The sequence below is a fragment of the Burkholderia sp. Bp9004 genome, from assembly GCF_003858025.1.
Lineage (GTDB): Bacteria > Pseudomonadota > Gammaproteobacteria > Burkholderiales > Burkholderiaceae > Burkholderia > Burkholderia diffusa.
Genome location: NZ_QTQD01000042.1, coordinates 41426 through 55826, shown reverse-complemented (window position 1 = coordinate 55826; position 14401 = coordinate 41426). Strand labels below are relative to the sequence as shown.

Here is a 14401-nt window from a genome sequence, read left to right as displayed (position 1 = left end):
GCGCTCGCTCGCGAAGGGCGAGGCGATCACGCAGGACACGTCCACGCTCGAGAACCCGGCGATCCTCGAGCAGCTCGCCGAAGTGCGCTGATCGCGCCTGTTGTGCACGTTGCGCATACGAGCCCCTGCGCGGCAATCCCGATTGCCCGCGCAGGGGCTTTTTGCTAAATAACGGCATGACCGTTTCGTCCCGTCCGGTGCCTGCCGCGCCGCCACCCGTTCCCGAGCCGCTCGCGCGTGCCCATGCGCGCTATTGGCGTTTCAACGTCGTGTTGATCGTGGTACTGATGGCGATCGGCTTCACCGTTTCGTTCGTCGTGCCGTTCTTCGCGCCCGCGCTCGCAGGCATCCGCTTTGCCGGTTTCAGCCTGCCGTTCTATGTCGGCGCGCAGGGCGCGATTCTCGTGTATCTCGTGCTGATCGTCGTCTACATCGGCCTGATGCAGCGCGCGGACCGCCTGCTGCGGCGCGCGTACGACGAACATGCGTCGCACGCGGGCAATGCGCACCATGCCCGCTGATCCATGCTGACGCATCGACTGATTCGCGCGTACGCGCTTTACACCCTCGGCTTTCTCGGGTTCGTGCTGCTGCTGTGGCGGATCGAGCGCGCGACCGGTTCCGGCGTGTGGATCGGCTACGTGTTCCTGTTCGTACCGATTGCCGTGTATGCGGTGATCGGGCTGCTGTCGCGCACGTCCGATCTCGTTGAATACTACGTGGCCGGGCGGCGCGTGCCGTCTGCGTTCAACGGGATGGCGACGGCGGCCGACTGGCTGTCGGCGGCGTCGTTCATCGGTCTGGCCGGCTCGCTCTACGCAACCGGCTACGATGCGCTCGCGTACGTGATGGGGTGGACCGGCGGGTTCTGCCTCGTCGCGTTCCTGCTCGCGCCATACGTGCGCAAGCTGGCGCGCTACACGATTCCCGATTTTCTCGGCACGCGCTTTTCCAGCACCGCCGTGCGCGCGCTCGCGGCCGGCGCCGCGATCCTGTGCTCGTTCGTCTATCTGGTCGCGCAGATCCAGGGGATCGGGCTGATCGCGACGCGCTTCATCGGCGTCGACTTCGCGATCGGGATCTTCTGCGGGCTCGCGGGCATTCTCGTGTGCTCGTTTCTCGGCGGGATGCGCGCGGTCACGTGGACGCAGGTCGCGCAGTACATCATCCTGATCAGCGCGATCCTGATTCCCGTGTCGCTGATCGCGATGAAGAACGGGCTCGGGCCGGTGCCGCAGTTCAATTACGGCAAGCTGATGGAGCGCGTGGCGGCGCGCGAGGCGCAGGTGCGCGATGCCGCCCCGGAGCAGCAGGTGCGCGATGCGTATCGCCGGCAGGCCGCGGTCGTGCAGGCGCAGCTCGACCGCTTGCCTGCATCGTATGCGGACGCTCGCCAGCAACTCGTCGACCAGCTTGCGGAGCTGCGGCGCCACAACGGGCCGCTGCGCGAGATCAACCAGCGCGAGCGCGAGCTGGCGGACTTTCCGCGCGACCCGACGGCGGCGCGCGTGACCTGGACCCAGACGCGCGACGATCTCCTGGCACGCGCCGAGCCACCCGTGCCGATGCACGAGCCGTTTCCCGCGGCGAACGACGACGACCGCAAGCCGCGCAAGCGGAATTTCCTCGCGTTGCTGTTGTGCCTGTCGCTCGGCACCGCGAGCCTGCCGCACATCCTCACGCGCTACAACACGACGACGTCGGTCGCATCGGCCCGGCGTTCGGTCGGCTGGACGTTGTTCTTCATCGCGCTGTTCTACCTGAGCGTGCCGGTGCTCGCGGTGATGATCAAGTACGAGATTCTCACCAGCCTCGTCGGGCGGCCGATCGCCGAGCTGCCCGCGTGGGTCACGCAGTGGCATCACTTCGAACCGGACCTGATCAGCGTCGTCGAGGTGATTCGCGACGGCATCGTGCACTGGTCGGAGATCCAGATGCAGCCCGACATGGTCGTGCTGGCCGCGCCGGAGATCGCGGGGTTGCCGTATGTCGTGTCGGGGCTGATCGCGGCCGGTGCACTGGCCGCGGCGCTGTCGACCGCGGACGGGTTGCTGCTGACGATCGCGAATGCGCTGTCGCACGACGTCTATTACTGCATGGTCGCGCCGGACGCGTCGAGGCAGCGGCGTGTGACGATCTCGAAGGTCTTGCTGCTTGGCGTCGCGCTGTTCGCGTCATATGTCGCGTCGCTCAGTACGGGGAAGATTCTGTTTCTGGTCGGGGCGGCGTTTTCGCTCGCGGCGTCCAGTTTCTTTCCGGTGCTCGTGCTCGGAGTGTTCTGGAAACGCACGACGACGCGCGGTGCGATCGCCGGGATGCTGACGGGGCTCGCGGTGTGCGTGTACTACATCGTGTCGACGTATCCATACTTCACGCAGCTGACGGGGTTCGCCGGGCGGACGTGGTTCGGGATCGAGCCGATCAGTTCGGGTGTGTTCGGCGTGCCGGCGGGGTTCGCGGTGGCGATCGTGGTGAGTCTGCTTGATCGGCAGCCGGATGAATACACGAGGGCGCTGGTGGATTACATTCGGCATCCGTGACGCTGAGGCGCTGGACGCGGGACATCGCGGGGGGAAAAAGAAAAACCCCTTGATTTCTCGGGGGAATCAAGGGGCCTCATGTGTTTTTGCGGAGAGGGGACGTGTCAGGAATTTCGTGTGCTGAGGTCGGATAAAGGATCTCACCTGATGGCACTGTTTTTACTGGGGGGCCGCTCAGCACTGTCGCGAGCGTTTATGTCAACACGCATCGAAGATGCGTCGTCGACAGGACGCACTTGTTCTATCTCCAAATCAAACGAGACTTGAGATCAGGTGACAACCGCATGTGGCGCGGTGGCCGTGCCGTGCTATCGGAATAGCGCCTTCCGTCATAGATGAATCACCTTCTTCGATGATGTTGGGCGACACGTCGGGGTGCTGAGGACACGACACACGATCGCCTTTGCGGGCGACATACCGACCGTCGAATCGCATTGTCGTAGAGCCAGTTTCGACTTTGCCGCCGTGATCGGTGTCGTCTCCGACGCGGATGAGATTCATCATTTGGTGGTTTCGCCAACAGCGGAGTGCCGCGGAGCAGTGTCAAGGCTGCTGGATCGCAGTCGATTACTTCTTACCCAGCCGCGAACGGTGCTGGTTTTCTTTGAATTTTGGTAAGCGACAAACGTGAATCCATGATAGCTAGTGTACGCATTGACAGATTCCCCAGTCAAAATAAAAACTCCTGGTGTCTTGCACGCGTAATCTGGTGCTGAATAAAACTGAAGGCGACCGCTTCCAATGACTGCCATCCCGCTTTCCGATTGAGGTATGTCGATGGCAAGCTTCGAGGCATGTGTATTGAGTTCGTCGCAGCTCAAAGCCGTCTTCGATGGCTTGTGAATACAATTCGAAATGAATTTTCGGTATTTTGCCTCATTCACCTTCAGAACGTCTGGATGTTCGGGGTCTCGTGTTACATCCAACGCCTTCATCGAATTTGTATCCAAGTTCACCCAGCCGATGGATACTTGTTTGTCAAGATTATCGGGGCTATCCGCGGCGACATACAGCCTGACACTATAGACTCCATCAGACACGTCCTCAATATCGGCTTGGATGTCTTTCTTGTTCATTGCAACGTGCTCAAGCGGAGGCGCGACCAACTCTCTTAATTCGCTTCTGCAGATATCGGCTGAGGCTTGGGCGCCGCATGAAGTCATCAGAAGGAGGATGAGTGTTGCGATTTTATCAACGATTCTCATTTTGGATCACTGAAATGAATTTACGATTCGCGGTGTTATGGATTCGAGTGTTTTTCTGTAAACCGCCTGTGCATTTGCGTCGGTTGAAAACCATCGTGCGTAATTTCCATTGTAATGCACGATATACTTGGCCTTGAACTCCATGCCTACGGGTACGTCTTCCTCGGGGAACTTGATCCGATCGTCGATCCGAAACCGTTGGATACAGTCGTCGTGCTGAAGCAGCCTTATGCGGTGAAGGCTGGCGACGTCAGCCTTTTATCCTGCGCCTCTTCGGCCTGAGCAACATCCTTGTCGTTGGTTTCGACGTGGTGAAACCGATCGTAAAAATTCAAGCCGTTCGCGACGGTGAGAAGGTTCGGGAAGCGTACCGCCTGAAACCTTGATTGCAGGCGGTGCAGGGCGTTCTCTTGATCCGGCTCGTGATGTCAGTGCGCTAATCGGTACTTTGTATCACGACGACCAAGAGTTCGTGCGCGAATGGGTAGCTGCAATGTGTGAACGTCTCGCGAAAAGCAAACCGGAGGCAAAGTAACGGCTGCCATGACGGTCAACGGCTTCGATCGGTGATGCGTTTCCAGATGTTGCGTAGCCGCAACGGCACGCAAAATTCTTTTATACAGCGACCAGCATTTCAGTTCGAACGCTCAAAAATACATATTTTGTCGGCCCGATTTATACATTGTCAAAGGCCGAATTTCGACACCATTGCGGTTTATCTCGAAATTAGTACTGTTCGCAAGACTACGGGCGTCCACCCGCGATTGCCCGCTGTATTTGCAGATCGCACCGTGTCTAAAGCTGCATCGAATCTATCCCAATAAAATCGCATCCTGCCTAGAATTGACATTTCGAAACATTTATAAAAATGTGAATTCTTGAATATTCTTGTAGATATCTCGCTGCTTGAGAGGTTAAAATCGCACTTCGTGCGTCGTCTTGATCATTTCTGACAGTGTGCGGTTGTCGCTTCTGCTAGGATCGCGCAGTGGATAAGAGGGGACCAATTGCGAGCCAGCGCTCGCAATCGCGACATGCATGAGAGGCATTGTCGCTCTGACTATCCGTCGCAAGCTCGTTCAAGACCAGACGGCGAATTGTGTTCGGTCCTATCGACGCTGAATTCAAACAAGATTGCAAGCAGGGGCGCAGTGCGCGTCAATGAAGAATGAACAAGAAATGCTATCGGGTTGTGTTCAATCGCGCGCGCGGCGCGATGATGGCCATTCAGGAAAACGGTAGTTCACCACATGCAGCCGGGAACTCTAAAGGCGTGAGTGCGCCATCGCGCTTGCGTATCATTTGGCAGCCGATCGCTATGGCGGCTGCATTGCTGTTCGGTGTGCCGTTATTCAGCTTCGCGCAGATCGCGCCAACGCCCGGTACGAGTACGCACGTAATCCAGACGCAGAACGGTTTGCCGCAAGTGAATATTGCCGCTCCTTCGGGGGCTGGCGTCTCTGTGAATACGTACAACCAGTTCGATGTACAAAAACCCGGCGCGATTTTGAATAATTCACCGACGCTGGTGAATACGCAGCAAGCGGGATATATCAACGGCAATCCGAATTTCGGTGCGGGTCAGTCCGCACGAATCATCGTCAACCAAGTCAACAGCGCGAATCCGTCGCAGTTGCGGGGCTACGTTGAAGTTGCAGGAAATCGTGCGGAAGTGATTTTGGCTAACCCGTCCGGCATCGTAGTAGATGGCGGTGGATTTATTAATACATCGCGGGCCACTTTGACAACCGGCGTACCGTACTACGGCGCAGACGGTTCGGTGAACGGATTCAATGTATCACGCGGCTTGATTACTGTACAGGGCGCGGGCTTGAATGCATCGAACGTCGATCAGGTCGATTTGATTTCGCGTGCGGTACAGGCCAATGCCGCTATCTATGCCAAGAACCTGAACGTCATCGCAGGCGCGAACCAAGTCAATCACGACACGCTGGCGGCAACCCCGATCGCTGGCGACGGTGCAGCGCCTGCCGTCGCGATTGACGTTAGCCAGCTTGGCGGCATGTACGCGAACCGCGTGTTTCTCGTGAGCAACGAGTTCGGGGTCGGGGTCGCGAATGCCGGAACGATCGCTGCGCAAGCAGGCGATCTGACGCTGCAATCCAACGGCCAGCTTGTACTCACGGGCAAGACGACGGCGAGCGGTAATTTTACCGCAACCGCGAACAGTATTCAAAACACCGGCACGACGTACGCACAGCAAAACGTCAATGTATCGACGGGCGGCGCGTTGTCGAACAGCGGCACTCTGGCTGCGCAACAGAATACGACAGTCAATGCGGGGAGTATCAATTCGACCGGGGCGCTCGGCGCTGGCGTAAATAACGACGGTTCTGTTGGAAAGAGTGGCGACCTGAATCTGTCGAGCACGGGGCAACTGACGGCGACCGGGCAGAACGTCGCGGGCGGTAGCGCGTCGGTTTCGGGTGGCGCTGTGAACCTTGCAGGTAGCCAGACTGCTGCGAACGGCAATCTGTCGTTGAACGCGAACGCGGGTAATCTGAACCTTTCGGGCGCGACGACGAGCGCGCAGGGGACGGTCAGCGCGAACGCGGCCGGTGCGTTGATCAATGATCACGGGAGCCTGTCGAGCGGCAGTAATGCAACGCTCACTGCGGGCAGTATTTCGAACCAAGGCGGTAAGGTATCGACGCAAGGCTCGCTGAACGCACAGTCGAACGGCGCAATTTCGAATCAGGGCGGCACGCTGGTTTCCGAAAATGCGATGCAGATGCGTGGTGGCGCGATCGCGAATAATCAAGGCACGATGCAGAGTGCGGCCGGAATGAACATTTCGGGTAGTTCGCTGGACAACAGTGCCGGTCGCGTAACGTCATTGAATTCGGACGGCCTGTCGATCACGACGACAGGGCAATTGACGAACGCGGCTGGTACAACCGCACTTGGCGCACAAGGCGGTGTCATCGGTGGCAACGGCGGTGTGACGGTGCAATCCGGCAGCGTCGTGAATCACGGCACGGTCAGTGCACAAACGAACCTGCAAGTCGATTCGCAATCACTCGACAACGGCAGCGGTACGTTGTCGGCTGCACAAAATGCAGTGATCAATGCTGGCGCGCAGTTGATGAATAATTCCGGCAGCATCGCGGCCGGACAATCGGCAACGGTGAATGCAGCATCGCTGAGCAACGACGCGGGTTCGATACAGGCCAACCAGTTGTCGTTCGGGGCGACGAATTTGTCGAACCACGGCGGCACGATTACGCAAACCGGGACCGGCGCAATGAATGTCGCTGTCTCGAACACGCTCGATAATTCGAGCAACGGCGTTATTCAGACGAACAGCACCGACTTGAACCTGACGCCTGCGACGCTGATCAACGATCACGGAAAGATTACGCACGCGGGCAGCGGTACGTTGTCGATCACAACCGGTGCGATGTCGAACCAAGGCGGCACGATTGCGACCAATGGCGCGTTGAGCGTGAAGGCTGCTGCTGTATCGAATAGCGCCGGGACATTGGCCGCACAGCGACAGGCTGCGCTCGACGTTCAATCGCTCGATAACCATGCAGGTGGTTACGTCGGTGCCGACAGCATCACGCTGAAAGCACAAGGCGCGGTCGATAACCGCGCGGGCACGCTCGAAGCGAACAATGGGGTATCGGTGACAGCCGACAGCCTCGCGAATGATGGAGGCTCGCTTAAAAACGTGGGTACGAGCGCGCTGTCGGTCACGACGGCAAACGCGCTGACGAATACGGCTGGTGGCACGATCGGCGGCAACGGTGACGTTTCGGTGTCTGCGGGCAGTATCGATAATTCCGGTGGTTCGTTGCTTGCAGGACAGTCGCTGACAGCACAGTCGAACGGCCAAATCGTGAATGCCGCCGGTCTTGTTCAGGCGAACGGGAATCTGTCACTTCGTGCGCAAGGTGCCGTGATCAACAGTGCGGGCCAAATTGAAGCGAACGGCGCGACATCCATCCTCAGCGTATCGGGTTCCAGCGTCGATAACAGCGATGGTCGAATCGCCAATATCGGCAACGGTGCGACGACGATCGACGGCGGCGCTTCGATCACGAACACGAACGCGTCTGGAAAAGCTGGTGCGGGCACAATTGGCGGAAATGGCGATGTTACGCTGACCACGCAAGCACTCACCAATGCACAAGGCGGGCAGACGCTGTCGGGACACGACCTGACGTTGAATGTCGCGAGCAACGCGAACAATGCAGGCGGCGTGCTGTCGGTGGCGAACAACCTGACGTTCAATGGCGCGAACGCGGCGCTGTCGAACCGGAATGGTTCGATGCGGGCAAACGGCGCGTTGTCGTTGACGGCCGCATCGATTGACGACACGTCTGGCAAGATCGGCAATGACGCCGGTAGCGGCGGCAGCGTATCGATTCAGACCGGCGCACTGTCGAATCAGGGCGGCGCGATTGGTAGCGATCAAGACCTGACGCTGAACACGGGTACGTTGTCCGGTGACGGTTCCATCATCGCGGGTCGCAACGGCTCAATCATGCTCGCGGGCGATTACACGCAGACGGCGGCGAACAAGCTTCACGCGAACGGCGATCTGAATTTCACCACGTCGGGCAAGCTGACGAACCAAGGCGTGCTGGATGCCAACGGTGCGCTGACGGTGAATGCTGCGAACGTCGATAACCAGAGCGGTGCGGATTTGAATTCCGCAAACACGACGGTCAACGCGAACGGTGGCTCGATCGATAACGCAGGCCGCATCGAAGGCGATTCGGTTACGACCAACAGCGCGACGTTGAACAACACGGGCACCGTGATCGGTGCCAACGTAACGGCGAATGCCAATACGATCACGAATACCGGTGCTGCTGCTGTATTTGCTGCTGCCAATCAGTTGAATCTGTACGCGACGAATCAGTTGTCGAACACGGGCGGTGCGAACCTGTTCAGCGTCGGTGATATCAATATCGCGGCGAATGGTCAGCGCGACGCAAACGGCTTGCTCGCGAACCGCACGCAAAATGTGCTGAACGATCAATCGACGATCGAAGCACAAGGCAACATTGAACTCGCAGCGGGCACGTTCACCAATACGCGCCCCGCACCGACAGTCACAACCGAAACGACGAGCACGTCGAGCACGCACGAAACGAAGCGCCAGAAATACATCGTGTGCGCGACGATGAACGCGGACCCGAACGGCGGCTGCTCACAGGCAATGTGGGTGAACGGCTATAAAACGCCGCTCACTTCAACCTATAGCCCTTCGCAGGTTGTATCGGAAACGTCCGGACCGAACGCGACCGACAAGGTGCTGGTCGTGAACGTGAACGGCAAGCAGCAGACGATTTATTACAACACGTTGACGACCAACGCGGACGGCACGGTTACGGTCAACTATTGGGATGCGTACGATCCGCACGTCAACTACGTTCCGGATTCGGAATACAAGACGCGCAGCGATGGCCACAACGGCTATCAGCGTGTCGAAATTTGGCGCGATACGACGACCACTGTCCAACAGGACAAAGTAACGAGCGAGGCGCAACAAGCTCAACTGGTGGCCGGTGGCAGTATCACGATGGCGAACGTCGGAACGATCAACAACAACTACAGTGCGATCGCCGCTGGTAAGTCGATCCAAATCGGCAGCACGCAGCAAGGCGGCTCTGTTGGTAGCGGAAGCTACGGCGGCACGGTCGTGAACAACGTCGGCCGAACGCTGTATCAGTATCAGACTGACAATATCGTTTCGATGTACGCGTGGAACGAGGACACGACGCAGGATCGCGGCACGATCGTTGAACCGTCCGTTGTTCACACGCCGATTGCCATCGGCGGAACCGGAGGCACGATCATCGCGAATCAGTCGGTGTCGATCGATGCGCAGAACGTGAACAACCAGAACGTTGCGGCACAAAATTCCGCGACCGGTGCAACGGGGGGCACGCTTGGCAACAACGCGGCCAATCAAGGCGTATCGGGCAGCAATCCGTCCAAGGTCGGCGCGGCCAGCGGAACGACGACCGTTCCCGCGCTGCAATCGGTGGCAAGTGCAACGGGTGCTTTGTCGATTACGTTGCCGACAAGCGGGATGTACTCGATTCATCCCGTCCCCGGCCAGCCGTATCTGATCGTCACCGATCCGCGCCTGACGAGCTATACGAACTTCATTTCGAGCGACTACATGCTCGGCCAGTTGAACCTGAACCCGGCGAGCATCGAAAAGCGCTTGGGTGACGGGATGTACGAGCAGCAAATGGTGCGTAACCAGATTACGCAGTTGACCGGCCGTACGTTCCTGCCGGGTTACGCGAGTGCTGAGGATGAGTATCGCGCCCTGATGACGAACGGTGCGAACTATGCGAAGGAATTCGGTTTGGTGCCCGGGATGGCGTTGACGGCAGCGCAGATGGATGCGTTGACGAGCGATATCGTGTGGCTCGTTGACCAGACCGTGACGCTGCCTGACGGCAGCACGACACACGTGTTGGCGCCGGTCGTTTATATGGCGCAAACGCATGCGAACGATCTGCAACCGACCGGGGCATTGATCGCGGCGGACGATGTTGAAATTCATACGGCTGGCAGCACGACCAATTCGGGCGTCATCAAGGGTGGCTCGAAAACCGTCTTGACCGCAACGGATATTTTGAATCGCGGCGGTACGATTTCCAGCGACAGCAAAAACGGCACGACCGTCGTGTCGGCGAGCAATGATGTAGTGAACGCATCCGGGATGATTACGGGCAATCGCGTCGCAGTCAGCGCGGGTCGGGATATCGTTAATACGACGCTGGTCGATACGGTTGGCGTGAGCGGTGCATCAGGCGCGAGCAAGGTCAACCAAACGTTGCTTGGTCAGCAAGGCACCATTGCGGCAACGGGCGATTTGTCCGCGCAAGCGGGCCGCGATCTGACGCTTCACGGCGCGAATCTGTCGGCTGGCGGCGACGCGCTGGTTACGGCGGGTCGTGATATCAGTGTCGACACGGTTCAGTCCACGACGAACCAATCGATGTATCTGAACGATCAGCATCATTGGGAAGAGTCCACGACGAAGAACGTGACCAGCGGCATCACTGCAGGCGGTAGCTTGGGGATGCAGAGCGGTAACGACATGACGCTGAAGGGCGCGACCGTATCGGCCGGAAAAGACCTGTCTGCGCTTGCAGGCGGGAATTTGACGGCGACGACGGTCACGGATACCGCGAAGCTCGATAACGTCGCGGCGGACAGCAAGACGCGCAAGGAAGTCGATCACAACTACGACGAACATGCGGTTGGTACGCAATTCACGGCGGGCGGCAACGCGACGCTCGCGGCAGCAAGTGCCGACGCGTCGAAAGGCAACGTGACGCTCACGGGTTCGTCGCTTACTGCGGGCATGACAAATGGCGTTGAGAATGGCGCCGGTGCGGCGAACATCGCGGCGACGGGCAACGTTACGATCAACGAAGCCCGCGAGGAACACGACAAGTACCAATCGGTGCAAGTCCAGCGCGGCAGCTTCGTCAGCAGCACGAAAACCGATTCGATGCAGAACACGCAGGCGAATGTCGGCGTCGGCAGTACCGTGTCGGGCAATATGGTCAACATTCAGTCGGGTCATGATTTGACCGTTCAGGGCAGCACGGTCGTTGGCACGAACGATGTGAATCTTGCGGCGACTAACAACGTCAATATCACGACGTCCAAGGATACGATCACGCAGGACAGCTACTATCACGAAACGCATTCGGGTATCGGTACGAGCGGGCTGAGCGTGAGTATTGGCACACAGAAAAAGACCGATACGGATCACGCTTCGTCCGTCACGAACAACGCGAGCACGATTGGTTCGCTCAATGGCGATTTGACTATCAAGGCGGGCGATACGTTGCACGTGACGGGTAGCGATCTGATTGCTGGAAAGAACCTGACCGGTACGGCTGCGAACGTGGTGATCGATTCAGCAACCGATACGAGCAACAGGGCCCATAGCGAGACAACCAGCAGCAGCGGCGTCACGCTCGGCTTGTCGGGCAGCATCGGCGATGCGATTAACGGTGCGTATCAGCAGGCGCAGGCGGCAAAGAGCGGAAGCGGCGACAGTCGTGCAACTGCCCTGCACGCGATTGCGGCGGCGGGCAATGCTGCAATGGGTGTGGCTGGTCTGACGGGTGGTGCGCTCGCAGGCGGCGGCACGCCGAGCATCGGTGTTCAAATCAGCGTCGGATCGAGCCATAGTCGTCTCGATACGTCCGAAAACCAGACGACGCAACGTGGTTCGAGCGTGTCGGCCGGTGGTACGACTGCGCTGATTGCGACGGGTAACGGCACCCCCGGTAGCGGCAATATCACGGTCGCCGGTTCGAACGTTTCCGGCAACGATGTGCTGTTGGCCGCGAAGAATCAGATTGACCTGCAGAACACGACGAACACCGATTCGACGCGCAGCTCGAATTCGTCGTCAAGCGCAAGCGTTGGTGTGTCGATCGGCACGAACGGTATCGGGGTGTCGGCCGCCATGTCGCGCGCGCATGGCGACGGCAACAGCGATGCCGTGATGCAAAACAATTCGCACGTAACGGGTGCGAACAGCGTGACGCTTCTCAGCGGCGGCGATACGAATGTGATCGGTTCGACCGTATCCGGTCGCACTGTTACCGCCGACGTAGGCGGCAACCTGAACATGCGCAGTGTGCAAGATACGACCGTCAGCAGCGCGCATCAAAGCAGCGCAGGCGGCGGCATCAGCGTCAGTACGATGGGTGGTAGTGCAAGCTTCAGTTCGTCGCACGGAAACGCGAACGGCAATTTCGCGGGCGTGAACGAACAGGCCGGGATTCAGGCGGGCGATGGTGGCTTCAATGTGAACGTCAAGGGCAATACCGACCTGACGGGCGCGGCGATTGCCAGCACGGCCGATCCGTCGAAAAACACGCTGACGACAGGTACGCTGACCTATCGCGATATCGAAAATCATTCGACCTACAATGCGGATAGCAGCGGCTTTAGCGCTGGCGCAGGCGTTGGCGTCACCGGGAAGTCGATCGGAACGGGATCGGTCAGCGGTGCAGGCGGTGTGACGCCGATGATTTCGCAGTCGGATAGTGGTAGTGAGAACGCTACCACACGAAGCGGTGTGAGCGCGGGCACGATCAACATCACGAATCCGACCGGCCAGACGCAGGACCTGGCTAACCTGAATCGCGACACGTCGAATCTGAACGGAACGGTATCGAAAACGCCGGATGTGCAGAACCTGCTGGATAAGCAGGCCGACGTGATGAACGCTGCACAAGCTGCAGGTCAAGTTGTGGCACAAGGCATCGGCGCTTATGCGGATATGAAGCAGAAGGAAGCCCAACATGCTGCCGATGCGGCCAAGCTGGCGGGCGATACGACGGCGCAAGCTGCCTATCAAGCCGAAGCCGATTCGTGGGACGAAGGCGGAACTAACCGACTTTATCTGCACATAGCGGGCGGCGCGCTCATTGGCGGCTTGGGCGGCGGCGGAATCGGGAGCGCGGCACAGGGCGCGGCCGGAGCAGGACTGGCAGCGTTGCTGGCCGATCAGACGAAGCAGGCCGCAAATGCGGTGGCTGGTGCGACGGACTCGACACTTGCCGGGAAGGTGTCAGGCAACCTGCTCATCGGTGCATTGGGCGGGCTGGTCGGTGGAACAGCGGGCGCAGCTACTGCTTCGAATGTGAACCTGTACAACCAGTGGAACCATACGGATACGGACACGCTTGAAGAGGCCAGTGGGCAAGGCGCGGTCCGTAAGAAAACGACGGCGCTTGATCTAGTATTGCAGAGTATTGCCAATGGATTGAACGCGGTTATCGGCGTTGGCGGTGGTAAGCCGCCTACGGCGAGTCCGGGGTTGGTGTTGGCAGGAGAGGCAGGGGCGGGAGGGCAAGTTGCGAAGCCGGGTGTTGCGGGCTATGCGCCGGGTATGCCTATATTGTCCAGTGGCAACGATCAGCAGTCGGGCGACAGTACGAATTCGGCACCGGGCCGTGCACAGTCGCGAATCAATATCACGAATGATGGTATGGATCACATCGGCGATCGCCATCTTGATCCAAATGTGAACGCAAGCCAGTTTACAATTAGTGAAAGCGACGTACGAAAGCTGCTTCAAGACCCCAATACGGTATCAACACCGATTACAAGAGAGTTGTCAAGCGCAGATGGGATTCGATACGTCAGAGAGGTTGATGTTGGTAGGCCCATTGGGACAGATAAATTCAATAACAGTCAGCCGACATCGGTCATGACTGTCTTGACAGACAAATTTGGGAATCTTGTGAGCGCATTTCCAGGGAAATTGAAATGAATTCGAGTAGGCAGGAAGGTGCGAGAGCGATGCGGAGTCAGTTGATTGAGCGATCCGCCAATCTACTTTCGAACGATAATTCGGATGCACTAGGCGTAGCCCTGCGTCGATTTTTTCCGGGGCTGAAACATGCATTCGTGATTAATTGGATACCGGATCAGGCTGAAGATATTTATTGGGTATTGATTGGTCAGATGAGCATTGCACAGATTGAGATTGTGAGAGGCGATGGTGCGAATTCTTATCCGCCAAAATTGCGCATGGTCGAACTTTCCACATATCAGAATAAGCGGCACTCACGTGATGTTAGGGAGAGGCTGGCTATGGCGTTGGAGTTGATTAAATCCTTGTCGTGA

6 protein-coding genes are annotated in these 14401 nt (G+C 58.4%); 4 read left to right on the top strand and 2 right to left on the bottom strand.

The genetic code is table 11. From position 1 onward, the window contains the following. Positions 1–176: 176 nt before the first annotated feature. The gene (locus tag DIE08_RS31900; RefSeq protein WP_124905646.1) at positions 177–521 is read left to right on the top strand and encodes a DUF4212 domain-containing protein; all 345 of its coding nucleotides are present in this window, start codon (positions 177–179) and stop codon (positions 519–521) included. Between the two features lie 3 nt (positions 522–524). Next, entirely contained in the window at positions 525–2540 is a 2016-nt protein-coding gene (locus DIE08_RS31895) for a sodium:solute symporter family protein (RefSeq protein ID WP_059599040.1), read from the top strand. Positions 2541–2792: 252 nt separating this feature from the next. Here DIE08_RS31895 and DIE08_RS31890 read toward each other — a convergent pair whose 3' ends face one another. Beyond that, a complete protein-coding gene (locus DIE08_RS31890) occupies positions 2793–3044 on the bottom strand; it encodes a PAAR domain-containing protein (RefSeq protein ID WP_124905644.1) in 252 nt (83 codons plus the stop codon). Beyond that, a complete protein-coding gene (locus DIE08_RS31885) occupies positions 3041–3616 on the bottom strand; it encodes a hypothetical protein (RefSeq protein WP_260436605.1) in 576 nt (191 codons plus the stop codon). Before DIE08_RS31885 ends, DIE08_RS31890 begins: the two co-directional genes overlap by 4 nt. A gap of 1297 nt (positions 3617–4913) precedes the next feature. Between DIE08_RS31885 and DIE08_RS31875 the strand changes: the two genes are divergently transcribed. Next, positions 4914–14045, top strand: coding sequence for a hemagglutinin repeat-containing protein (locus tag DIE08_RS31875; RefSeq protein WP_124905642.1), 9132 nt, complete (start codon positions 4914–4916; stop codon positions 14043–14045). Then, the gene (locus DIE08_RS31870) at positions 14042–14401 is read left to right on the top strand and encodes a hypothetical protein (RefSeq protein ID WP_124905640.1); all 360 of its coding nucleotides are present in this window, start codon (positions 14042–14044) and stop codon (positions 14399–14401) included. The genes DIE08_RS31875 and DIE08_RS31870 overlap by 4 nt, the downstream gene beginning before the upstream one ends.